Below are 23,283 nucleotides of genomic sequence, written 5' to 3'. Positions count from 1 at the left end.
TATTTTTTAACAAAATTGAATAAAAAACATCAAAGCAACGAAGGTGATATAAATTATAAGCAATAGCTGCTATTTATTAGCTTTGCGATGGCCATTTACACATGAAAAAAACTGCGGGAATAATTTTCAGGACGCTTATATTGATTTTGATAGGGATAGGTATCGGCATATTACTTAGTAATGGCGATATGGTAGGGCAAAGGCTTGGCCTGAGCGCCCGCCCCGATAAAATCTCGCGTGTGCTATCACTAGTCACTAATAAGTATGTAGATTCGGTAAATACCGACAGTATTGAAGGCGTAACTGTTAACGACCTGCTGCAAAACCTCGACCCTCATTCGGTTTACCTGCCCGCACAACAGGCCCGCTCTATTAACGAGCGGTTAGAGGGTGGCTTTACCGGCATTGGCTTAGAATACCAGTTGCTGCGCGATACACTTGTAATTACCCAGGTTAACACCAATGGCCCCGCGGCAAAAGCAGGCGTTAAGGTTGGCGACAGGGTGATAACTGTTGATGGCAAACTTTTTTCGGGTACGGGGCTGGATATAGCACACATCAGCAAAACATTCAGGGGCGAAAAAGATACGCAGATAAGCCTTGGCATTAGCCGTGATGGGGCTCACACAATAAAAAATTTCCAGATAAAACGCGACCGTGTTGCCCTGAGCAGCCTTGACGCCGCTTATAACGTTGGCGGCGCCGGGTATGTTAAAATAAGCAAATTCGCGTCAACCACCGATACTGATTTTAGGGATGCCCTTAGAAAATTAAAGGCCGATGGCATGCAGAAACTGGTGCTTGACCTTCGCGGCAATGGTGGCGGCTATTTAAATACAGCCACCAGCCTGGCCGATGAGTTTTTACCGAAAGGCAAACTAATAGTTTATACCAAAGGCAGCCACGAGCCGCGTACCGATTATTTTGCTACCGACTCGGGCAGCTACGAAAAGGGTGACCTAACCGTAATTATCGATGAGTATTCGGCATCGGCCAGCGAGATCCTGGCAGGCGCCTTGCAGGACCTTGACAGGGCCACAATAGTTGGCCGCCGGTCATTTGGTAAAGGCCTCGTGCAGCAGCAGTTTCCGTTTGGCGATGGTACGGCTATAAACCTAACGGTTGCAAGGTATTATACCCCATCGGGCAGATCTATACAAAAATCCTATGCAAACGGCCTGGCCAGCTATCGTAACGAACTGCTTAACAGGATGCATAAAGGCGAGTTTATGAATGCCGGCAGTAACTTAAACGACAGCGCTTTTTTGGGGGCGGCAACCTACCACACTACTAAAGGCCGTAAAGTACTTAGCCGCGGAGGAATTATGCCCGACATTTTTGTACCTGCAGATACCACTCAAAACACCAATCTGGTTGATCAGCTTGCTCAAAACCAGCTTTTTACCGCTTATATTATTGACAGGCTACAACCTGTGTTATCCAGATACCCTACTGCCGATAATTTTATTGAGCAATACAACCTTAGTGATGATGGGCTAAAAAATTTTATGGGTTATGCCTCACAAACCATTAAACAAGTTAACCCTTTGGAGTTGCAGCAATCTAAAGAAAGCATAAAAACGCTGGTAAAAGCCAATGCCGCCCGTTTTAAATGGGGCAATAATGCGTACTACCGCGTACTTAACGCCAATGATACTACGTTTAAAAAAGCCCTGGCAAGCAATTAAAAACTTACCCCTGTACCTGTAGGGAAAAACGTATTTACACTTACGGGTAATTTGCCAGCCGGTTTCATTAATCCGGTTATTACTTTTACGGCCGAGCGCTGCATGGCATCATCTTTTTGGTAGCCCACTAAAATACCGGCGCTTTTTTCTATCCCCGGCAGGCCGGCAAGCGTATATGGGTTAGCAAAAACACTCATTACTACGTTTGGTTTAGCAGCCAGTTCAGATATTAAAAGCTTTACGTTATTGCTGTAATCGAGTTTGCTGGCGGGGCGGGTGCGGGTGTCATGTATGCTTACAAAAACCTGCGGGTATTGCTTTAACATTTGCAGCATCCGGTTCATTTCGGGTACGCCCATGTTTTTATCTACGTGGAAAATCATGCTATTAGCATACCATTTTGATAGTTCCATTTGAAAAACCGTTGGCCTGTCTAACCCAATGCTGATGATTGCCGTTTTTTTCAAAGGGTCCTGCCGTATGGTTCGGCTATCCCCCTTTAATACCGTAATGGAGGCATCTGCCAGCTGCTGTATCAGTTCGGCGGCGGCAGGGCGGTTTATATCCTGCGGGATGCCTGCCGGGATGGTCGGCTTATATTGATTTAAGCCTGCCCAGTATTTGGCTGCCAGTAACTTCTTGATCTTTGCTTCAAACTCCTCTTTGCTTATCAGTTTCTTCCTGATAGCTTTCAGAATAAGTTTAGCCCCGTTTTTTGAGTTAACGGATAGTTCTATCAGGTCGTTACCTGCAAGAAATGCCTTTACGTCGGCCTGGCCATTCGGGAAGTTTTTTACAACACCCTGCATTTCCATAGCATCTGATGCTACAATACCTTTAAACTTCAATGAATCTTTAAGAACACCCGTAACTATGGGGCGCGAAAGGGTTGACGGCAAATTCTTAGTACTATCAAGCGCCGGGATGTTCATATGCGCTATCATCACACCGCTTATGCCCGCGTTAATGGCTTCGCGAAAAGGGTACTCTTCCAACGAATCCAGCCTGCCGCGGGTAAATGGTAACTGAGGCAGGGCAAAGTGCGAATCTACGTTGGTATCACCATGGCCGGGAAAGTGCTTGGCAAAAACTATAACACCTGCATCCTGCATACCTGTAAAATAGGCTATCCCCTTTTTTGCTACATTGTATTTATTATCACCAAAAGAGCGGTAATTGATCACCGGGTTATTTGGATTATTGTTGATGTCCACATCGGGCGCGAAATTAATGTGCATGCCCAGGCGCTTAAAATCATAAGCTACCATTTGCCCCATTTTATAAATAAGGTTATTATCCTGTATAGCGCCCAGGGTCATTTGGTAAGGGTACGATACCGATGAATCTAAACGCATACCCAGGCCCCACTCACCATCCATCGCTATCAGCAGTGGCACCCTTGATTGTTTTTGATAAAGGTTGATGAGATTGGCGTGCCTAACAGGCCCGCCCTGAAAGAATACCAGGCCACCCACATGTTCATCGCGGATAATAGCAGCGACAGAATCTTCATAAGCCTTGCCTTTGTTGGTATGCGCCCGCACATAAAACAGCTGGCCAATGCGTTCTTTACGGCTCAGCTTTTTATATACCGAATCTACCCAGCGGTTTTGTTCGGTTATGGTGGCTATAAAGCTTTTATTTTGAGCGATGCCTGCCCGGCTAAACAGGCAAAACATTAAAAGAAGACAACCGGCAGTGTAAATTCTTTGTTTCATTATTATCCAAATGTAGCTTAAATCTCAATTACGGCTAATTGTTTTACCCCGCTAATGATTTATATCGCATATACGAATAAACCTTGGCCAGGAATTTCACTCTATACGTTATAAAATTAACAAACAAGAAATATTGCGGCCAAAGCTGCAGTAACAACCAACAATTAAAAAACGTAACCGATGAAAAAATTTCTAATGATGACCATTTGCCTGATTGCCGTTGCCGGATCAGTTAGCGCGCAACGTTACGACCGCCGTTACCCCCGCCGCGTTGTTAGGCGCCCACCACCCGTGCAACGTTATGAAAACCGGCGCGGAGGCGACGACTTTTATACGCCAAAAGTTGGCCTTGCAGCGGGCGTAAACTTTTCAAATACTGTTGATGCCTATAACTCCGATTTTAGCACCAGCACCATTGCAGGCTGGCACACAGGTTTAACTTTTGAAGTGCCTATTGCCTATCCGCTATCGTTCGCACCGGAGGTTTTGTTTTCGCAAAAGGGATATAAGGCCGAAACTATCGACGGTACATTTAAGCAACGCACCAATTATGTGGATATCCCGCTGTTAGCTAAATTTAGGTTGGTGCCGGGTTTTAACTTTGTGATCGGTCCGCAATTAACCTTCATTACATCTACCCGCAACACTTTTGATGACGGCTTTAATACCATTAGCCAGCCAGAGTACACGTACCGTGGCGATAAAAGCTATATATCGGGCGTTATTGGTGTAGGTATCAACCTAAACCGTAATGTTGAGTTAAGGGGCCGCTACGCTATCGATCTTGATAAAAATTATTCTAACAGCGATTTCGCACCCGATTACCGCAACCAGGTGTTCTCGTTGGGCTTAGGGTTTAAGTTCAACTAATAAAAATTTAACTATTGATCTTATGAGCCATTCACCCGGTTGGGGTGGGTGGCTTTTTATTTGAACAAACCCTGTACCCAGCGCTTTAATTTACGTTTGGTTTTATTATGCCTGCGCCACCGGTAGTCGAGGTTAAAATCGTGGCTTAAGGTATAATAGTCGGCTTGTTTTTGAGGCAGTACATAGAGTGGGTGCGTTATATCGCCAAATTCCTGCAGGGGTATGTTTGCGTTGGGGTTGCCTACATCAGTGGTATGCGTGGAGTTTTCGCCAAACCCTATGTTGCTGATGAGGTTGTAATTAGGGATAACGGACAAGCTGTTATTGAAAAAGTTTAAAAACCCGTATTGATAATCCCAGGTATCGATCTCTCCTGCCTTTATCTTAATAAATATTTCCATCCACGTATCAATGGCAAAACTATCATCAAAAATGGTTTCCAACTGAGCGCGCACATCAGTAACATGGTATGGGCTTAGTTCTTTATCGTAATCTTTCCAAACCCTGCGCCAACCGGCCCATCCCCAAACGTGGGTCATGTTTGAGTAATAGTAACTCGCTTCACCCCGCTTATTACCTTGCTGAAGGTTTGCGCCGCCTATGTGCCTTATGCGCGTATCGTGCCGGTAGCGCTCCAGCATAACATCGCAAAACCTAAAAAAATCATTATTTGGCAGGCAATCGTCTTCTAAAACAATGCCTTCTTCCTCGTTATTAAAAAACCATGTAACTGCTGATGATACAGCCTCTTTACACCCTAAGTTCACATCTCTAAAAAGCGTTTTTACCTCGCAGGGCCAGTCAACTTTTGCTGCAATGGTGCGGGTTTGCCTGCATAGCGCATCCTCGCCGGGCTTTTGTGGGCGCGGCCCGTCAGCGGCAATGTAAAGGCGCGGTGGCCGGGCTTCGCGAATGCGGGCAAAAACACGTTCGGTAGTATCGGGCCGGTTAAATATGATAAACAATACCGCCGATTGGGTTTGATAAGCTGAGTTGGCTAACGCTTCCATAATGCAAATATGTTTATTTAAACTATAAGCTACAGTACCTTACAGACTATTTATCGCAACCAACCGTTTTCAGATAAAATCACTTCTCATATTATCAAAAATTTGCACCTTTAGAAATGCTAAGCAAAATAACAGGAGGCGAAACCACCTACCTTTTTACCGCCCGCTTATTGGGAAAGTATGATGTAAAGTATTACCGTTGTAACCAAACAGGTTTTATACAAACCGAAGAGCCCTACTGGCTGGATGAAGCCTACTCATCTGCCATAACCAAGCTTGATGTTGGGCTACCATACCGTAATATCAATTTAAGCGAACGGGTTAGTAAACTGCTTGTAAATAACTTTGACAAAACGGGCACTTTTTTAGATTACGCCGGTGGCTACGGCTTATTTACCCGCCTTATGCGCGATAAAGGTTTTAACTTTTACCACACCGACCTATACGCCCAAAACCTTTTTGCCGAATATTTTGACTTAACCGACCTACCCCCAAACATAAGTTTTGAAGTAGTTACCGCTTTTGAGGTTTTTGAGCACCTGCCCAACCCCATACCTGAGATAAAAAAGATGCTCGAATATTCGGATAGCCTTTTATTTAGTACCGAACTGCAGCCAGCTAAGATAGAAAAGCCGGAGGACTGGTCTTATTTTTCCACCGAGACCGGCCAGCACATAGCCTTTTACAATGAGGCCGCTTTAATATACATTGCCGACCAGTTAGGCTATAATTTTTATAGCGACGGGCGCTTTTTACATTTGTTTACAAAGGTTAAGCTTGGCTATAACCCCTTTGCAGCAGTTAAGGATAGCTTTTTACTGCGCAAGGCCAAAAAGTATGTTGCCAAAAAAGAAAAGCAAAATAACCCCATGCCCGAGGGATTACTGATGCGCGACTGGCAGTATATTAAGGATAAGCTTAACAAGAAGGCCTGATACCCTACCCCTCGTTAAAGGTTTGCATATCTATCAGTTTGCGATATAAGCCGTTCTTATTAATGAGCTCCTGGTGGTTACCTTGTTCAATTAGTTTACCATTTTCTAATACCGCTATTATATCGGCATTTTGTATGGTGCTGAGGCGGTGGGCAATAATCAGCGAGGTACGGTTCTTCATGAGGTTGTTCAACGCGTCCTGCACCAGTTTTTCAGATTCGGTATCCAGGGCCGATGTAGCCTCATCTAACAGCATAATAGGCGGGTTATTCAATACCGCGCGGGCTATACAAATACGCTGGCGCTGCCCTCCCGAAAGTTTTGTCCCCCTATCACCTACGTTGGTATCATAGCTATTCTCCGTCTCGATAATAAAATTATGAGCGTTAGCTACACGCGCGGCAGCTTCCACATCCTCTCGTTTGGCATCGGGTTTCCCAAAGGCTATGTTATTAAAAATAGTGTCGTTAAATAATACCGATTCCTGGTTAACCACCCCCATTAAACTGCGCAATGATGTAGCCTTTATTTCTTTTATATCCTTACCATCAATAGTGATACGGCCATGCTGCGGGTCCATAAACCGTGGGATAAGATCCATCATGGTGGATTTACCCCCTCCCGACGGGCCAACAAGAGCGACTGTTTTCCCTTTGGGTATTACCAGATTTATATTTTTCAATACATCTTTTTCGCCATAGGCGAATGAAACATTTTCAAAACTTAAGGCCTCATTAAAATCACTCAGGTTAACAGCATCAGGTGCATCGGTAACCATTGGCTTTTCATCAATAAGGCTTAGCACGCGCTCGCCGGCTGCAATACCCGAGTGGATATTACTAAACGAATCGGATATAGCCTTAGCGGGGCGCATTACCTGCGAAAACAGGGCGATAAAGGTAACAAACTCCGGCGCTGATAACTCGGTTGATTTATTTAACAGCAGGTATCCGCCGTATAATACAATTCCTGCAACCATGGTTACGCCAAAAAATTCGGAAACCGGGGAGGCCAGTTGTTGCCTGCGCGCCATTGATTTTACAATGCGCGAGTATTTTTTATTCTCGTTATCAAAGCGGTCTTTTATAAATTCGGTAGCATTGAATGCTTTTACAATTTTGATGCCCGACAGCGCTTCGTCAAGATAGCTGATCATGTTACCATAGGTTTGCTGCGATGCCACGGCTTGTTGCTTGAGCCTTTTTACAATACGCGATATTACAAAGGCCGAAACAGGGATAACCAGGAAAGAATATAAGGTAAGGCTTGGCGATATTAAAAATAACATCACCAAAAAAGCTATTAGCGTTAGCGGTTCTTTAAATACCACCTGTAACGTACCGGTAACCGAAAATTGTACTACTTGTACATCTGATGCAACCTTAGAAATTATATCGCCCTTACGCTCGTTGCTGAAAAAGCCCATGTGGAGGTTCATTACATTGCTGAACAATGTGCGGCGCAGGTTTAATAAGGTATGCACACGCAGGTTTTCCATAATGCGCTGCGATAAGTATTTAAAAAGGTTACCCAATAAGGCCGATATAATAATTGTTCCACAAACAAATTGTAATGCGCCCCATGTACCATATTCGTTCATGGCGTAGGTAACATAATAGTTAAAATTGCCCATTATATCCAGGAAAGCGGGCTTTGGACCAAGTGGGCGTATACCAACGGCTTTGTCAGAGAATAAGGTTTGTAATAAAGGGGCAAGCAGCGCCAGGTTAAGCGTGCTGAATATGATGGACAGTAGGGTTGTTAAAATATAAGGGATTGCAAATTTTTCGATAGGTTTTGCAAAGGCCAATAGCCGTAAATAAGTCTTCATTCAAAAAAATAATGGTTACAAAGTTAACGGTAATTAATTAATAACTATTATGGTTATAAAAACCGGCTTACGGCCTGCCAAACCTCATCGATATTTACGGCTGATATGCAAGGGTGGGCTTGCTGCTCGTTTGTTTTGTAGATACAAAGCCAGTTACAATAGTAACAGGGCATTTTTTCATATATACAAACTGGCTTATGCGTAACATCATCGGGGTATGGGGCAAAGCGTTCGAAATGCCCACCGCCCAAAATACAAACCGAAGGCGTTTGGGTAGCTGCCGCTATATGGGTTGCGCCTGTTTCGTTAGATATAAGTAATATCGAACTGCCTATCAGTTCAATTAGCTGTGGCAGCGATGTTTTATTGATACGGTTATCAACACTTCCGGAAGGCAGGTTTTGCAATAGATAATTACCGTTCTCCACTTCGCCGGGGCCACCTATCACGTAAATTGGCTGCGCGGTTTGGCTGCGCAGGCGTATGATCAGTTCTAAAAACTTTTCCTTTTCCCAACCGCGTTTAAATGCACCTGCACCGGGTAAAATAGCGATACCTTTACGGCTATTATTTGGGATGGATATTGATGGTTGCTTAACGGTCAATGCACTGTCTAATACCGTTTCAAAAAAATAGCGGTTACGATGGAACTCGAAATATACACCATTGGGTAATGGCAGCAATTGGGTATAAAATTTGTCGGTTTTATTTTTATAGCGTGGGGTTATTCCTTCGTTATCGCTTTGATAACCTATTATATATTTGGCTGCTGTTAAGGCGGCCAGTCCGTCTGTTATAAAAACCCTGGTGTAGGTGGGCTGCAATACAACTTCGTAGTTATTGGTAAAAAGCTGCCACCCCAGTTTAAGCGTTTTTAGCGGAGCTTCGTAATAACTACCCGGGCGTATAAAGTAACTCTCGTGAAGATAACGACCATCGTACTGTAGGGCAACGTCCTGCCAAAGCTGGTTACCTAATAGGTCAATTTTATAATCGCTGTACTTTTCAGATAATTTTGTGGTCTCAATAAAGTTCCGGAAAAGGATGTAATCGCCAATAGCGTCAGCTTTGATCAGCAGCAGGCGTTTTGCAGGCTTCCTGAATTTGGCAAAAAACCGCAGTATTTTAGGCAGCGTAAGCAGTACAAGACGGGTAAGCCTGAATAAATTGCGGTTTTGGATTTGCATTAAGGCAATAAAATTACAAATAAAAAAGAACCACAAAAATGGTTCTTTTTTATTTGTAATTGACTTAACGAACGAACAATTAGCCAATAGATATTAGTTATAATCAAGGCTACCCGGGCCAAATGGCTGAGGAATAGTTGCATTATAAGTTAAAAAGAATGAACCAATATTGGGGCTTTTTGCCCCCCCGGCAGTTCTGGATATAGCGAGTATAGCCCTGCAAGGCTCTCCAAATGCATTTGTTGCATTTGCAACTATTTCGAGATCCCCATCGTTGGTTAAAACAAGCATGGTATTACCAGGCAGTTTTCCGAAGTTAGGGCCACCACTTGGAGGGCATTCATAAGGTTGTGTTCTGCTACTCCATACAGCGGTATTAACATCGTACTCAACCATGTTTAAGTCTGTTTGTAACTTAAACCATCTATTAGTGGTGCCATTGACAGAATTAGAGGCGCTTTTCCATATAAGGTTTGCCTCAGAAGGTGCCCCTTTATATAATATTAAGTTACCGTCTGCCTGGTTTACAAGCCTATAGTTACCGTTTATCCATTCCTGGCGGGGTAACGTAACATTTGGGTCAGCCTTGGTGGCGGGGAAACGGCCAATAATGATATAATCAGTATATGCTCTATTTACTAAAAAGCTTGAATGAAGCGGTGTACAAGTAGTGTTGACTGCTTTGGGCCGTTGATACACTCCCGTATCGTTTTTAGACAATGAATCAGCTTTTACATTGTTGATAGCAGACAATGTTTTTTGATCGTTTAAAGATGAGTTTTTGTCTTTCTGACAACTTATGAATAAAGCTGTAAAAATGGATGTAATTAATAAAAAGTAAGCTGTTTTTTTCATACTGGTAAATAATTAATTTTTACGCAATATAAATCTTTTTATTAAAGTCACAGTTAATTTAGGGTAATTAAAATATTAACTTAGAAAAAATTACTTTCAGGTTTACTTTGCTCCTTCAATCGCTTATATAAAAAGCGTATGTACATTAGTAAACCCATACTTTGTTGAATAAGCATAGGCTTTTCCTTTTTAAAAAGCTCGTCATTATTAGTTGCGGAAAATCCCCCAAGGTCGTACCATACTACCTTTATTGGGTAATATTCTTTTTTTATTTGCCTATCACCCCAAACCTGCAAATTAAGCGCATAATCAGCATAAACTTTATAACGCATGCTATAAGTGTACTTTTTAAAAACCCTTGCCGGATAAAAAATTGTTTGATGATTCATGCAATATTTAGCAAGCCTATAATTAGAAAACGGTCCTTGAAGCATTTCACCGTTTGAGGCCACATCTCCATAATATAATGTATCTTCATCTGTAAACAAGGCGGCCATTTCACTAAAACCATGCAGCAGCCTGTCATCGGCACCCATAAAATAAACCCACTTACCGTTGGCAATTTTTGCACCTTTATTCATAGCATCATATATACCTTTATCTGGTTCGCTTACCCAGTAGCTAATATGCTCCTGATGTTTTTTAATTACATCAAGAGTACCATCGGTGCTACCACCGTCAATAATAATTATCTGGATTCTTTTTTCTTTTTGACTAAATATAGAAGTCAGGCAATCTTCTAATATTGTTGCTGAATTGTATGTAGGAATAATGATGCTAATAAGCGGGGGTATACTACCCTGCTTATTATTTAAATTTACTTGCTTGCTTTTCTCCATTGGCGAGGTTTGTAAAATTAAAGTATTTTTGCCCAAACACCAACCATGTCTGTAAGCATTGATGTTATTATACCATCCTATAGATTAAACCCGGCAACATTATTGCCCATTCTTAACCTTAAAATACCCTCAGGCGCACTGGTTAAATTTTATCTTATTGCCGACAACCCTTCTATTAAACCTGATGAAGCTATACTACAGCTGGTGGATAATCAAACTGTATTTCTGCTTATAAACGAACAAAACATAGGTGCATCTGCAACGCGTAACCGAGGTATCGAAGCAGGAGCAGCCAGTTGGATATTATTTTTAGATGATGACATTAGTGTAAATAACAACCTATTAACAACCTATGTCAATGCTATAAAGGGGTGGCCTTATGAAACAGGTTTTATTGGCGTGGTATTAATGCCGCCGGAACCTACCCTGTTTGCAAAAGCAGTTAGTGTAAATGGCTCAATGGGAATATTTACCGTTGCACAGCAAAAGCCCGATTTTGCATGGGGCGCAACAGCTAACATTATGGTGAACCGTAAGGCTGTAGGCAACATTCGCTTTTCTGATGCTTATCCTAAAACCGGCGGAGGCGAAGAAGTAGAGTTTTTTTTAAGGGTAAGGCAAAATAATAAATTTAAAAATTATAAGAGCTTGCCCGCGGCCGAAGTCACACACCCGTGGTGGGGTGACGGGTCGACAGATTTTTTACGTTTTTACCGCTACGGAAAAGGCAACAGCTATCTGGCCCAGCGCAACAACACTTACCGCTGGTATGATTTTTTGAACACGCCCGAAACTTTGTTGATCTCTCTTATCGGACTTATTTGCACCCTGCACCAACGCTTGCATATGGCCGTTTTCTTTTTTTTAATTGCTACTATTATAATTGAGTATATAGTAAATATTGTACGGGTGCATCGGAGTATCAAAAAATTTGCCCCTGTGCTATCGATATATGTAATGTTACTCCGTAATATTTATGAAACCGGCATACTGCTCGGCAATATTTCGCGGGGCCGTTTACAGGGCCTCGGCGAACGTTTTAATTACGAAGGAGGTATAAAGCAACATCACTTTAGAACCAACCGATTTAAAATTATTAAGCTGTTACTTTATGCCATTGCCATGTTTCTAATTTATCGCTTTGTTTATACTTCGGCATAGCCGCTATCACAGTAGGTTAGCTTTTCTGCCACGGTACGGCGGTATATTACCTCGTTAGAAAAGTAGCTGGAGCGTGAGGTTTGCTTATGAAACAAATGGTACATAATAGCCACCATCTTTACGCGCTTTTTATACACTCCCGAATTTATTAAGCGGGCGGCAAACTCATAGTCCTCCCATCCCCAACCTTCAAAATCATTATAATAACCATTTACTTTAATGTAATCCTTGCGCCAAAAAGCCAGGTTACACCCCTTTACGTTAAATGGGTCAAGTGGTTTAGTGTCGTAAAATTTTGCCAGCGAGGGTATCCTGTACGAGTTAAAGCGTGTGTATAACCCTTTAGATAACGGGTTAAGATTAACATCCTTGTTCTTTAAAAGCTCATTTGTTTTCGGCTCATTTATCATAGCACGGCTACCCTGTACAAAAAAGCCTTTTGCGGCTTGCTTTACATGGTCGGCAATAAAACGCCGGTCCAATATGATATCGCCATCGATCTCTATAATATAATCAGCTTCGGCAAGCTTAACGGCCATGTTAAGCACCTCGCTTTTACGAAAGCCTTTATCTTCATGCCAGGCATGCTTAACAGGAATATTAAACTTTTCTCTGTAACTATCAATCAACTCGCGGGTTTCTTCTCTTGAACCATCGTCGGCAATTAATATTTCATCGGGCATTTCGGTTTGCCGCAGTACGCTCAAAAACACAAGTTCGAGCGCATCAGGCCAGTTGTATGTTGAAATTAAAAGTGCTATTGTAAAGTTTCTGTGTGCCATGTAACGTTGTACTGTGTGCTATTTAACAATCTTATAATTCCGGTATTCGCTAACGCGCCAGCCTGTAAGGTCTTCTATTTTTTGCAGCACCTTTCGGCGGAAACTCATTTTCTTATCCAGTTCGTTCAGGTCGATATCTAAACTCCAGTTGGTAGCGGCTAAACGCTTTTTCATTACTGCCGGGTGGGTACCGGTAAAGCGTACCAATCTGTCGGGGTTTTTGTGGCTATAATCAAACGTAAAGGTTTCGGGCAGGTTTTGTTCCATCCATTCGTCATTATGATAAAACGTATTAAAGTTACGCAATTTATTAGCCAGGCCCGATGGTGGTTTTACCCACCCGTAATGATATATGTAAGCGTCTATCAGCTTCACTTGTATCTTTCTGCCACTCAACCTAAACCCCTGCGCATCGCGGTAAGAGTGGATGTTTTTGTTATTGCGTACTATCCGTATTTCGCGGCGGTACCACCTGCGCGAGTGCCCGTAGTAATCGTATGACCCATAAAAATGCAAATATTTAAAAAGCAGGCCCTCTACCTTATTATCGGCAAGGTTATCTTCCATTTCCTGTTTTATGAGTGGCAGGTACTTTTCATGCACCACCTCATCGCCCTGTATATAAAAGGCCCAATCGCTATCAGCTGCTATGGCATTAAACGCTTTATCGGTTTCATCGGCAAAAACCTTCCCACCTTCGCGTACGGTGGTGTCCCATACAGTATTAATGATCTTTATTTTGGGCGAGTTTATGCCCTGTATCAATTTTTCGGTATCGTCGTCGCTATTGCCAAGGGCTACAATAAACTCATCGCAAACGGGCAGAATAGACGTAATGGCCTCAACCACCGGATAATCGTTTTTAACTGCATTACGTATAAATGTAAACCCCGAAACCTTCATTATATATAATGGGTGTGTGCTGCAAATATAATTAACTAAGCCTGCCCATTTATATTATTATGGGTTGATTAATTAGCGTGTATTTTTGTTTCTTTGATCAATGGCTGCATCCACACCTTATAATATGCCCACCTGTACCGATTTCAGATCGGTTGCACGGGCATTAACCATTGTGGAAAACAACCTTACCGCCAGCGCCCAACTTTTACAAAGCCTTACCTTTAATATGCACACACCTATTATAGGTATAACCGGCCCGCCGGGTGCAGGCAAAAGCACGCTGGTAAATGCAATAATAAACAACCTGGTGCAGCAAGGCAAAAAGGTAGCGGTACTGGCTATTGACCCTACTTCGCCATTCAACTTTGGTTCGTTACTTGGCGACCGTATACGCATGGCATCGCATTTTAACCACCCGGATGTTTTTATCCGGTCGCTGGCTACGCGAGGTTCGCTGGGTGGCTTGTCGGCTAAAACTATCGAGATGACAGATGTGCTGAGGGCATCGGGCTTTGACCATATTATTGTTGAAACCGTTGGCGTGGGCCAATCGGAAGTGGAGGTTGCAGGCCTTGCCGACCTTACCTTTGTAATGCTGGTACCCGAGGCTGGCGATGAGATTCAAAACATTAAATCGGGCCTGATGGAAATTGCCGATGCTTTTATCATTAACAAAGCCGACCGCGATGGCGCCGACCTATTCATCAATAACCTAAAAAAGATATTGCAGCAAAATAAGGATAGTAAGCTACCCATATTTAAAACTGTGGCATCAAAAAACGAGGGAATAGGTGCTATAACAGATTTTATATTATCTAACCCCAAACCTAAAAATACCCGCCGCGAATTGCTGCTAACCCAAAAGGTTTACAACATTATCCGGCAAAACAAAATGGCGGGGATAGACAAACAAAAGCTGCAGCAGGATATTGCTAAAGCCCTAAAAAATGATGACTTTAATATCTACAGGTTCGCGGCGGCGTACGCGAAGTGATCAGAGATCAGTTAATTAGAGATTAGGTGCAATTCTCTAATCTTTGGTCATTAATCTCTAACGCTCATTCATCAATTCCTCAATCTCTTCGGCCTCTATCGGGATATGTGCCATAAGATCGCGGTTACCATCTTTGGTGATCAGGATATTGTTTTCTAAACGGACACCCAGGCCTTCTTCCGGAATGTAAATGCCCGGTTCGCAGGTTAAAATATTACCTACCTCAAATGGCTTATAGCGGCTGGCAAAATCGTGCACATCCAAACCCAGGTGGTGCGATGTGCCATGCATAAAGTATTTTTTATATAAAGGTGCTTTAGGGTCTTGCTTATCAACTTCGTTTCTTGATAATAAGCCAAGGTCTATGAGTTCGCCTGTCATTATTTTACCCACCTCATCATGATACTCGTTCCAAACTGTGCCGGCAACCAGCATTTTGCTCGCTTCGCGGAATACACGCAGCACAGCATCATATACCTGGCGCTGGCGTTTGGTAAAACGGCCGTTCACCGGGATAGAGCGGCTCATGTCGGCATTGTAATTTGCGTACTCGGCGGCCCAATCAAATAATATAACGTCGCCATCATTACAAACCTGGTTATTATCGATATAATGCAGCACAATAGCGTTTTTGCCCGATGCTATAATTGGGCTGTAGGCATGGCCGGTTGCGCGCTGCCTTAAAAACTCGTGCGTTATCTCCGCCTCTATCTCATATTCGGCTACACCGGGCTGTACAAATTTTAGTACGCGTATGAATGCATCTCTGGTAATATCACAAGCTTTTTGCGTGAGCTCTACCTCAATTTCCGATTTAACTACACGCAGATCGCGCATGATAAGGGCCGACCTCTCATAATGGTGCAGTGGATATTTCTGGCGCAGGGTCTCCAAAAACCTTAGGTCGCGATACGGAACGGTATGTACATACCTGTCATTCTCATTAGTATTAATATATATATTATCGGCGTAGTTTATTATACCGTGTAATATAGTTTCATATTCGTGCAGCCAATATATGTTTTGTATGCCCGATGCTTTACGAGCCTCTTCCTTGGTATATTTGTGTCCTTCCCAAACAGCAATATGCTCGTTGGTTTGTCTTAAAAAAAGTACTTCTCTGTATTGCAGATTAGGACAATCGGGGTATAAAACCAGTATACTTTGCTCCTGATCAATGCCTGTGAGGTAGTAAAAATCGGGGTTTTGCTTAAAAATAAAAGTTTGGTCGCCATTTCTGGGATACTCATCATTTGAGTGAAAAATAGCTATAGAGTTGGGTTTTATTCTTGAAACGAAATTTTTTCTATTATTTGTAAATAACTGTTCGTTAACAGGTAGATATTTCATAGACTATAAAATATTAATTTTTATAAAAACAAATTATTTCTACTGATTGTAGTAGATATTGTGAATTTTGGAACAAGATTTGGTATTTGTTTCAAACATAATTACTAATTTTGACAAAAATCACAATTAAATCGTTTAATCTTAAAACTATGAATTACTCTACATTAAAGAAATCAGCAGCATTATCATTTGCTTCTCTGCTGGTTGCTGGTGTGGTTAGCGCGCAAACAGACAGCGTTAAAACCGTTACCACAACAACCATGGCAGACACTACAACTACCGCTACTACCGCCAAAGTATTTGGTGGCAGAGGCCAGTACAGAACCTGGAGCATTGGTATCAACGCCGGTGCAACATCAGCAACAATGGCAACAGGCGGTAGCTTAAATGATTACCAAAAAAACAAAATCCAATTAGGTTACGGTATCTCTGTACGTGATCAATTAGGCCACAACTTCGGTCTGCAATTAGACGTACGTGGTGGTAAAGTAGCCGGCGAAAACACTATTAACCCAGCTTCTTACTCAACCAGATTTTACCAGGCTACTTTAAGTGGTGTTGTTAACGTTGCAACTATCGACTTCATCCGTCGTAAAAACTCTGTTAACTTCTTCATTAACGCAGGTGCTGGTTTGGCTATGTACAACCCAACAGGTGTTAGAGCTGACGGTACTGCATTTAACTTTAAAGATGGTGCAGCTGGTACTGCCGGTACCGACAAATGGGTAAAAGAATACGTTATCCCAGTTGGTGCAGGTGTTAAATTCCGCCTGAGCGATGCGGTTGCCCTTAACTTAGGTTATACCGAAAACTTTATTGACGGTGGTAACTTTGACGGTAGAACAACCGGTAACAACAAAAAAGACCACTACTCTTACGGTTACGGTGGTTTAGAGTTCACTTTAGGTTCAAAATCAAAACCGAGCTTAGAGTGGGTTAACCCGGTAGCTATGATGTACGACGAATTGTACGATGCAGCTTTACGCCAGGAAGTTGAAGCTCTTAAAGGCCGTGTAACTAACGTTGAAAACGCAGTTACTGATCTTAAGAAAGATTCTGATGGTGACGGTGTATCTGATCAATTTGACAAATGCCCTAACACTCCTGCTGGTAGCGTTGTTGACGGTTCTGGTTGCGTTATCGTATTCCCTAAAGCTGATTCAACTGCTGCAACAGCTGCTGCTTACTCAAACATTCAGTTTGAATTTGATAGCTCAGTATTAAGAACTTCTTCTTACCCTGTGTTAGATGCTACTTCAGCTGACCTACGTTCATCTGGTAAAACTGTTGAAATTGGTGGTTACGCTTCATCTGAAGGTACTGCTGCTCACAACTTATCATTATCACGTGACCGTGCTAACTCTGTAAAAACTTACTTAGTTAACTCTGGTGTTGCTGCATCAAAATTAAAAGTTAAAGCTTACGGTGAAACTAACCCGATTGCTGATAACTCAACTGAAGAAGGACGTGTTGCTAACCGTCGTGTTTCTTTCAAACAAAGATAATATCCGAATAATTATTATTTAAGAAGCCCCCCGAATAACTCGGGGGGCTTTCTTTTTTTTATTAATTTTGTTTTATGTACTTCTTTAGAAAAAAAGACCCAAACAGGCCAACCAGCTTCAACCTAAAGGTAATGCATGTTATTAATGCTACTGCTATTATTATGTTTTTAGCCGGCATTATTTACAAGCTTATACAATGGTTCATTCTAAAAAAGTAACCGCCATATACAACCCACATCATGAAAAACATCATTAATACCAACAACGCACCTGCGCCAATAGGCCCATACAGCCAGGCTGTTGCCGCCAATGGCTTACTATTTGTTTCGGGCCAGATCCCGTCTAACCCAAAAACAGGCGAAATAGTTACCACAGGTATAACCGATGAAGCTACCATGGTGATGGAGAACCTTAAAGCAATACTGACAGAGGCCGGCGTTGGTTTCGACAGTATTATTAAGACCACTATTTTTCTTACCGACATGCAAACCTTTGCGCAGGTTAACGAGGTGTATGGTTCATATTTTACCGCTGATTTCCCGGCGCGCGAAACCGTGCAGGTATCGGCCCTGCCAAAAGGTGTTAATGTAGAGATCTCGGTAATTGCCTTAAAACCCTGATAGGTATAAAAGTTGAACAATCAGCATTTTCAAACACCCATTGAGTATTTAAAAGGTGTAGGCATAGCCCGTGCGGATGTGCTTAAAAAGGAATTGCAGATAAACAATTTTGAAGACCTGCTAAGGCACTTCCCTTATAAATATATAGACCGTACCCGGTTTTATAAGATAAAGGATATACAGCCAGATATGCCCTATGTGCAGGTATTGGCAAGGGTAAACAAAAAAGAAATTATTGGCGAAAAACGCACCAGGCGTTTAGTAGTACAGGCTAATGACGATACCGGCACAATAGAGCTGGTGTGGTTCCAGGGCATTAAATGGGCCGAGAAAATGATAGTGCCCGGTAAAGTTTATATCATATTTGGTAAGCCAGGATTTTTTAACAACAAGGCGCAAATGGCCCACCCCGAAATGGACCCTTACCTGCCCGGCCAGCAACAGCAAAAGGGTAACCTTACCCTGCAACCGGCATACAATTCTACCGAAAAGTTAAAGCAGTTTAGCCTGGATAGTAAGGGCCTGCAAAAACTTATAGCATCCCTGCTTGAGCAAACCGCTAAGGACATTCACGAAAATTTACCGGCTTATATCCTTAACCGTTTTAAACTGGCAGGCAGGCAGGAGAGCTATCGTAACATCCACTTCCCTAATGATGCCAACCAGTTGAAGGAAGCGCAATACCGCTTAAAATTTGAGGAACTATTTTTCCTGCAACTAAAACTCCTGAAAACCAAACTTACGCGTACACAAAAGTTTAAAGGCAGCATCCTTGATAAAGTTGGCCCTTACTTTAACGAGTTTTATCACCATAAACTGCCCTTCCCGCTTACCAACGCGCAGAAACGGGTACTAAAGGAGATCCGCCAGGATACCCAGCGTGGTGTGCAAATGAACCGGCTGTTACAAGGCGACGTAGGCAGCGGCAAAACTGTGGTAGCCCTAATGAGCATGCTGATAGCTATTGATAACGGTTTTCAAACCTGCATCATGGCCCCTACCGAGATCCTGGCCAACCAGCATTACCAAACTATAAAAAGTTTAGTGGGCGATGGATTTATAGAAGTAGCGCTGCTCACCGGGTCGGTGCCAAATAAGGCTCGCAAAGTTATCCACGAAAAGCTGGAAGATGGCTCACTAAATATCCTCATCGGTACCCATGCGCTCATTGAGGACAAAGTACAATACAAAAACCTTGGCATGGTGGTTATCGACGAACAGCACCGTTTCGGGGTAGAACAAAGAGCGAAATTGTGGCGAAAAAATGTCATTCCGCCCCACATTTTGGTGATGACGGCCACGCCAATTCCCCGTACCCTGGCCATGACCATGTACGGGGACCTGGATATTTCTATTATTGATGAACTGCCTGCAGGGCGTAAACCTATCGAAACAAAACATCTTTACGAAGCACAGCGCCTGCGCATGTTTGGGTTTATGAAGCAGGAAATTGCGAAGGGCAGGCAGGTTTATGTGGTTTATCCTCTGATAAAGGAGAGCGAAAAACTCGACCTGAAAAATCTGGAAAGCGGGATAGAGATCATGTCGCGCGAGTTTCCGTTGCCGCAGTATCGCATCAGCATAGTACATGGTAAACTAAAGGCTGCCGAAAAGGAGTTTGAAATGCAGCGTTTTGTAAAAGGCGAAACGCAGATAATGGTAGCCACCACCGTAATAGAGGTTGGGGTGAACGTGCCCAACGCCTCGATAATGATCATTGAAAATGCCGAGCGGTTTGGCCTGTCGCAACTGCACCAGCTGCGTGGCCGCGTTGGCCGTGGCGCAGAACAATCGTTTTGTATTTTAATGAGTAACGAGAAGCTTAGCCACGACGGGCGCATCCGCCTGAACACCATGGTAAAAACCAACAACGGGTTTGAGATAGCCGAAATTGATATGCAGCTGCGCGGACCCGGCAACATAGAAGGCACCCAGCAAAGCGGTGTATTAGACCTTAAAGTTGCCGACCTAACCACCGATCAGGAGATACTACAGCAAGCCCGCAACCTTGTGATAGAGATATTTGAAAAAGACCCGCAACTGGCCGCGCCCGAGAACCAAATCCTGAACCTGGCCTTCCGGGCAAAAAATGCCGGTTTAAGCTGGGATAAAATATCATAAGCGCCCCATTAAATGCTGGGCAAATATTACATTTGCTAAAACGCGTCTTATTATGAAAAAAACCTTACTTCTTTCCGTTGCATTACTGGCAACAGCTATATCATCTAACGCACAAGATTCGGTACAGATCCGCAAGTTTTATGACGAAGCCCTTGTTAACGGCCAATGCTATGAGAACCTGCGCTACCTGTGTAAAAAAATTGGTCAGCGTTTAAGCGGCTCGGCAGGTGCTGCAAAATCTGTTGAGTGGAGCAAAAAACTGATGGATGGTTATGGCTTTGATAAAGTTTACTTGCAGGAAGTAATGGTACCACATTGGGTACGCGGAACTAAAGAGCAGGCGTATATTATTGATGGCAACAAAAAGATAGCCGTGCCTATTGCGGCATTGGGCATGTCTGTAGCTACACCGGCGGCGGGCATTACTGCCAATATTATTGAAGTACGCAGCATTAAAGAATTGGATGCCCTTGGCGAAAGCGTTATAAAGGGTAAAATAGTTTTCTTTAACGGCCCGTTCGATCAACGTTTTATCGAGACCGGTGCAGGTTATGGCGCGGCAGGTGTTCAGCGTTTTGCAGGCCCGGCTGCGGCTGCCAAATATGGTGCCGTTGGCGCCATAGTACGTTCTATAACCCCCGCTCTTGATGATTACCCGCACACGGGCGGCACAGTTTATGACGAAGGCGGCAAAAAGATCCCGGCGGCAGCTATATCTACTTTAGCTGCAAACAAGTTGAGTAACATGCTAAGGTTACGCAAACTGCCTCTTATAAAGTTCTATTTTAAACAAAGTTGCCAAACCCTGCCCGATGCAAGATCTTACAATGTTATTGGTGAAATTAAAGGCAGCGAACACCCTAATAAATTTATTACCGTTGGTGGCCACCTCGATTCGTGGGATCTGGCTGAAGGGGCACATGATGATGGTACAGGTGTAATGCAATCGGTAGAGGTTTTAAGGATCTTAAAGGCAACAGGTTACAAACCCAAAAACTCTATCCGCGCGGTGTTTTTTATGAATGAAGAGAACGGCCACAAGGGCGGTTTAAAATATGCCGAAATTGCTGCCGCTAACAAAGAGGAACATATTGCTGCTATAGAAACCGACGAAGGCGGCTTTACGCCACGCGGTTTTAGCTTTGAGGGAGCCTCTGCATCTTTCTTAAAAGACCTTAATAAAAAATGGAAACCATTATTAGAGCCCTACGAGGCCGACAGGCTTATTGCAGGTGGCAGCGGAACCGATATTGAGCCATTGAAAGAAACGGTACCGTCGATAATGCTAATCGGTTTCAGGCCAGATTCGCAACGCTATTTTGATATTCACCACACCCCTAACGACGTGTTCGAGAATGTGAATAAACGCGAACTTGAGCTGGGGGCAGCTTCCATAACATCGCTGGTTTATTTGATAGACCAGCACGGGTTAAATTTTTAACCGATATTGCTTTGAGGCCGCATCTTACAGTTGTAAATTGCGGCCTCACTATTTAATATATCACCACAGTGCCAGACGACGGAACCCCCACTCCCAAAATCGATTCATTTGCCGCCCTTAAATACAAGGATTTCAGATCGTACCTGGGCATGCGCTTTTGTTTTACGTTTGCCTACCAAATGCAAACTGTTGTACTGGGTTTTTACATCTATCAATTAACACACAGCAAAATTGCACTTGCTTTTATTGGTTTAAGCGAAGCCATACCTGCAGTAGGCATAGCCCTGTATGGCGGTTACGTTGCCGATAAATACGAAAAGCGCAAAATGCTGCTTATTATATTTGCCGGCGTGTTTTTATCATCGCTGGTGATGTTTATTACAACGCTAAGCAATGTGGAGTCGCGGTTGCACATCAATAGCATCCTGGCTATACTTTACGCCATGATCTTTTGCAACGGCATAGCCCGCGCTTTTTACGGCCCGGCAACTTTCAGCATCTACGCGCACAGCATCCCCAAAGAACTTTACCCCAATGGCAGCACCTGGAGCAGCTCCAGCTGGCAGGTTGCATCTATACTTGGGCCCCTCACCGGTGGTTTTATATATGGCTTTGCACATCATATTATACCGGGACTAACGGGTATTACAGCAACATTTGGATTAACATTGTTATTTATGCTTGTATCGCTCGTGCTGGTTTATATGCTGCGCGAGTATCCGCCGGTATTTATCCCGAAAGAGAATATATGGGTTAGTTTAAAAGAGGGGCTAAACTTTGTATTTACGAACAAAATGATGTTTTATGCCATGAGCCTCGATCTGTTCTCGGTATTTTTTGGTGGCGTTGTAGCATTGCTGCCGGTTTTTGCGCTGGATATTTTAAAGGTAGGTGCCGAAGGATTAGGTGTTATGCGTATGGCATCATCGTTGGGTGCAGCCCTAACTATGCTTGCCATGATCCGTTTCTCGCCCATGAATAAACCCTGGCGCAATTTGTTAATAGCTGTTGCGGGTTTTGGGGCATGTATCATTGGGTTTGGTTTATCAACAGTGTTTTATTTATCGCTAACATTCCTGTTCCTGCAAGGGGCTTTTGATAGCGTAAGTGTTATTATCCGCGGTACCATCATGCAGCTTTTAACACCAGATCATATGCGCGGCCGGGTATCGGCTGTAAATTCCATGTTTATTGGTTCATCTAACGAGATAGGTGATTTTGAATCGGGCATGGCTGCGAAACTTTTAGGTACCATCCCCGCGGTTTTGTTTGGTGGCAGCATGACGCTTTTGATAGTTACACTTACATTTTTAAAAACCCGCAAGCTGGTGCCACTCTCATTAAGCCAGATCCACGAACCCAATAGTGAAAATAGCGCCCTAATAAATGGCGAATAACCGCTTGTTAAAAGGTTAGATTTATCTGCTTTAATTTGGCATAATATTTTGACCTTTGGTAAATTTAATGAGTAAT

At 43.1% G+C, this 23,283-nt stretch carries 20 protein-coding genes; 11 read left to right on the top strand and 9 right to left on the bottom strand.

The annotated features are described in order from the left end of the window. The first annotated feature begins 101 nt into the window (after nt 1–101). On the top strand, nt 102–1,688 hold the full coding sequence (locus ACFQZI_RS01170; RefSeq protein WP_377137533.1) for a S41 family peptidase: 1,587 nt from the start codon (nt 102–104) through the stop codon (nt 1,686–1,688). On the opposite strand, the gene ACFQZI_RS01165 is transcribed toward ACFQZI_RS01170, so the two are convergent. Beyond that, nucleotides 1,685–3,406 carry a glycoside hydrolase family 3 protein gene (locus tag ACFQZI_RS01165; protein ID WP_377137531.1) on the bottom strand — a complete coding sequence of 574 codons (1,722 nt, stop codon included), beginning with the start codon at nt 3,404–3,406 and terminating at the stop codon, nt 1,685–1,687. The two genes, ACFQZI_RS01170 and ACFQZI_RS01165, sit on opposite strands and share 4 nt — an antisense overlap. Nucleotides 3,407–3,586: 180 nt before the next feature. Here ACFQZI_RS01165 and ACFQZI_RS01160 point away from each other — a divergent pair, with 180 nt between their 5' ends. After that, nucleotides 3,587–4,276: a porin family protein gene (locus tag ACFQZI_RS01160; protein WP_377137529.1), complete on the top strand. Its 690-nt coding sequence runs from the start codon at nt 3,587–3,589 to the stop codon at nt 4,274–4,276. Between the two features lie 56 nt (nt 4,277–4,332). On the opposite strand, the gene ACFQZI_RS01155 is transcribed toward ACFQZI_RS01160, so the two are convergent. Further along, nucleotides 4,333–5,286 carry a nucleotide-diphospho-sugar transferase gene (locus ACFQZI_RS01155; RefSeq protein ID WP_377137527.1) on the bottom strand — a complete coding sequence of 318 codons (954 nt, stop codon included), beginning with the start codon at nt 5,284–5,286 and terminating at the stop codon, nt 4,333–4,335. A gap of 116 nt (nt 5,287–5,402) precedes the next feature. Between ACFQZI_RS01155 and ACFQZI_RS01150 the strand changes: the two genes are divergently transcribed. Next, complete coding sequence (locus ACFQZI_RS01150; RefSeq protein WP_377137525.1) at nt 5,403–6,221, top strand: class I SAM-dependent methyltransferase; 819 nt, start codon at nt 5,403–5,405, stop codon at nt 6,219–6,221. Between the two features lie 4 nt (nt 6,222–6,225). On the opposite strand, the gene ACFQZI_RS01145 is transcribed toward ACFQZI_RS01150, so the two are convergent. From ACFQZI_RS01145 to ACFQZI_RS01130, 4 genes are all read right to left on the bottom strand, one after another. Then, the gene (locus ACFQZI_RS01145; RefSeq protein WP_377137523.1) at nt 6,226–8,052 is read right to left on the bottom strand and encodes an ABC transporter ATP-binding protein; all 1,827 of its coding nucleotides are present in this window, start codon (nt 8,050–8,052) and stop codon (nt 6,226–6,228) included. 53 nt (nt 8,053–8,105) lie between these two features. Next, nucleotides 8,106–9,239: a glycosyltransferase family 9 protein gene (locus ACFQZI_RS01140; RefSeq protein ID WP_377137521.1), complete on the bottom strand. Its 1,134-nt coding sequence runs from the start codon at nt 9,237–9,239 to the stop codon at nt 8,106–8,108. Between the two features lie 93 nt (nt 9,240–9,332). Continuing rightward, nucleotides 9,333–10,094: a hypothetical protein gene (locus tag ACFQZI_RS01135; protein WP_377137519.1), complete on the bottom strand. Its 762-nt coding sequence runs from the start codon at nt 10,092–10,094 to the stop codon at nt 9,333–9,335. Nucleotides 10,095–10,174: 80 nt separating this feature from the next. Then, nucleotides 10,175–10,933, bottom strand: a complete 759-nt coding sequence (locus ACFQZI_RS01130; RefSeq protein ID WP_377137517.1) for a glycosyltransferase family 2 protein — start codon at nt 10,931–10,933, stop codon at nt 10,175–10,177. 45 nt (nt 10,934–10,978) lie between these two features. On the opposite strand from ACFQZI_RS01130, the gene ACFQZI_RS01125 reads away from it, so the two are divergent. Further along, nucleotides 10,979–12,094, top strand: a complete 1,116-nt coding sequence (locus ACFQZI_RS01125; RefSeq protein ID WP_377137515.1) for a glycosyltransferase family 2 protein — start codon at nt 10,979–10,981, stop codon at nt 12,092–12,094. Here the strand turns inward: ACFQZI_RS01125 and ACFQZI_RS01120 are convergent. After that, the gene (locus ACFQZI_RS01120) at nt 12,079–12,876 is read right to left on the bottom strand and encodes a glycosyltransferase family 2 protein (protein ID WP_377137513.1); all 798 of its coding nucleotides are present in this window, start codon (nt 12,874–12,876) and stop codon (nt 12,079–12,081) included. The genes ACFQZI_RS01125 and ACFQZI_RS01120 overlap by 16 nt on opposite strands. 18 nt (nt 12,877–12,894) lie before the next feature. After that, a complete protein-coding gene (locus tag ACFQZI_RS01115) occupies nt 12,895–13,779 on the bottom strand; it encodes a glycosyltransferase family 2 protein (protein WP_377137511.1) in 885 nt (294 codons plus the stop codon). 100 nt (nt 13,780–13,879) lie between these two features. On the opposite strand from ACFQZI_RS01115, the gene meaB reads away from it, so the two are divergent. Further along, nucleotides 13,880–14,773, top strand: a complete 894-nt coding sequence (gene meaB, locus ACFQZI_RS01110; RefSeq protein WP_377137509.1) for a methylmalonyl Co-A mutase-associated GTPase MeaB — start codon at nt 13,880–13,882, stop codon at nt 14,771–14,773. 57 nt (nt 14,774–14,830) lie between these two features. On the opposite strand, the gene ACFQZI_RS01105 is transcribed toward meaB, so the two are convergent. Next, complete coding sequence (locus tag ACFQZI_RS01105; RefSeq protein WP_377137507.1) at nt 14,831–16,123, bottom strand: aminopeptidase P family protein; 1,293 nt, start codon at nt 16,121–16,123, stop codon at nt 14,831–14,833. Nucleotides 16,124–16,272: 149 nt separating this feature from the next. Here ACFQZI_RS01105 and ACFQZI_RS01100 point away from each other — a divergent pair, with 149 nt between their 5' ends. From ACFQZI_RS01100 to ACFQZI_RS01075, 6 genes are all read left to right on the top strand, one after another. Next, a complete protein-coding gene (locus ACFQZI_RS01100; RefSeq protein WP_377137505.1) occupies nt 16,273–17,628 on the top strand; it encodes an OmpA family protein in 1,356 nt (451 codons plus the stop codon). 74 nt (nt 17,629–17,702) lie between these two features. Then, a complete protein-coding gene (locus tag ACFQZI_RS01095; protein WP_377137503.1) occupies nt 17,703–17,846 on the top strand; it encodes a DUF6728 family protein in 144 nt (47 codons plus the stop codon). A gap of 21 nt (nt 17,847–17,867) precedes the next feature. Then, nucleotides 17,868–18,248: a RidA family protein gene (locus tag ACFQZI_RS01090; RefSeq protein WP_377137501.1), complete on the top strand. Its 381-nt coding sequence runs from the start codon at nt 17,868–17,870 to the stop codon at nt 18,246–18,248. A gap of 12 nt (nt 18,249–18,260) precedes the next feature. Then, on the top strand, nt 18,261–20,369 hold the full coding sequence (gene recG / locus ACFQZI_RS01085; protein ID WP_377137499.1) for an ATP-dependent DNA helicase RecG: 2,109 nt from the start codon (nt 18,261–18,263) through the stop codon (nt 20,367–20,369). Between the two features lie 52 nt (nt 20,370–20,421). Next, a complete protein-coding gene (locus ACFQZI_RS01080) occupies nt 20,422–21,810 on the top strand; it encodes a M20/M25/M40 family metallo-hydrolase (RefSeq protein WP_377137497.1) in 1,389 nt (462 codons plus the stop codon). 68 nt (nt 21,811–21,878) lie between these two features. After that, nucleotides 21,879–23,207: an MFS transporter gene (locus tag ACFQZI_RS01075; RefSeq protein ID WP_377137495.1), complete on the top strand. Its 1,329-nt coding sequence runs from the start codon at nt 21,879–21,881 to the stop codon at nt 23,205–23,207. The last annotated feature ends 76 nt before the right edge of the window (nt 23,208–23,283 follow it).

The organism is Mucilaginibacter lutimaris (genome assembly GCF_042676625.1).
GTDB lineage: Bacteria > Bacteroidota > Bacteroidia > Sphingobacteriales > Sphingobacteriaceae > Mucilaginibacter > Mucilaginibacter lutimaris.
This window is presented reverse-complemented; position numbering and strand designations above follow the sequence as displayed.

What these genes read in the sequence shown, in the direction of transcription:
- ACFQZI_RS01170 (WP_377137533.1), top strand. Translation starts at nt 102, where the DNA reads ATGAAAAAAACTGCGGGAATAATTTTCAGGACGCTTATATTGATTTTG.
- ACFQZI_RS01165 (WP_377137531.1), bottom strand. Translation starts at nt 3,406, where the DNA reads ATGAAACAAAGAATTTACACTGCCGGTTGTCTTCTTTTAATGTTTTGC.
- ACFQZI_RS01160 (WP_377137529.1), top strand. Translation starts at nt 3,587, where the DNA reads ATGAAAAAATTTCTAATGATGACCATTTGCCTGATTGCCGTTGCCGGA.
- ACFQZI_RS01155 (WP_377137527.1), bottom strand. Translation starts at nt 5,286, where the DNA reads ATGGAAGCGTTAGCCAACTCAGCTTATCAAACCCAATCGGCGGTATTG.
- ACFQZI_RS01150 (WP_377137525.1), top strand. Translation starts at nt 5,403, where the DNA reads ATGCTAAGCAAAATAACAGGAGGCGAAACCACCTACCTTTTTACCGCC.
- ACFQZI_RS01145 (WP_377137523.1), bottom strand. Translation starts at nt 8,052, where the DNA reads ATGAAGACTTATTTACGGCTATTGGCCTTTGCAAAACCTATCGAAAAA.
- ACFQZI_RS01140 (WP_377137521.1), bottom strand. Translation starts at nt 9,239, where the DNA reads ATGCAAATCCAAAACCGCAATTTATTCAGGCTTACCCGTCTTGTACTG.
- ACFQZI_RS01135 (WP_377137519.1), bottom strand. Translation starts at nt 10,094, where the DNA reads ATGAAAAAAACAGCTTACTTTTTATTAATTACATCCATTTTTACAGCT.
- ACFQZI_RS01130 (WP_377137517.1), bottom strand. Translation starts at nt 10,933, where the DNA reads ATGGAGAAAAGCAAGCAAGTAAATTTAAATAATAAGCAGGGTAGTATA.
- ACFQZI_RS01125 (WP_377137515.1), top strand. Translation starts at nt 10,979, where the DNA reads ATGTCTGTAAGCATTGATGTTATTATACCATCCTATAGATTAAACCCG.
- ACFQZI_RS01120 (WP_377137513.1), bottom strand. Translation starts at nt 12,876, where the DNA reads ATGGCACACAGAAACTTTACAATAGCACTTTTAATTTCAACATACAAC.
- ACFQZI_RS01115 (WP_377137511.1), bottom strand. Translation starts at nt 13,779, where the DNA reads ATGAAGGTTTCGGGGTTTACATTTATACGTAATGCAGTTAAAAACGAT.
- meaB (WP_377137509.1), top strand. Translation starts at nt 13,880, where the DNA reads ATGGCTGCATCCACACCTTATAATATGCCCACCTGTACCGATTTCAGA.
- ACFQZI_RS01105 (WP_377137507.1), bottom strand. Translation starts at nt 16,123, where the DNA reads ATGAAATATCTACCTGTTAACGAACAGTTATTTACAAATAATAGAAAA.
- ACFQZI_RS01100 (WP_377137505.1), top strand. Translation starts at nt 16,273, where the DNA reads ATGAATTACTCTACATTAAAGAAATCAGCAGCATTATCATTTGCTTCT.
- ACFQZI_RS01095 (WP_377137503.1), top strand. Translation starts at nt 17,703, where the DNA reads ATGTACTTCTTTAGAAAAAAAGACCCAAACAGGCCAACCAGCTTCAAC.
- ACFQZI_RS01090 (WP_377137501.1), top strand. Translation starts at nt 17,868, where the DNA reads ATGAAAAACATCATTAATACCAACAACGCACCTGCGCCAATAGGCCCA.
- ACFQZI_RS01080 (WP_377137497.1), top strand. Translation starts at nt 20,422, where the DNA reads ATGAAAAAAACCTTACTTCTTTCCGTTGCATTACTGGCAACAGCTATA.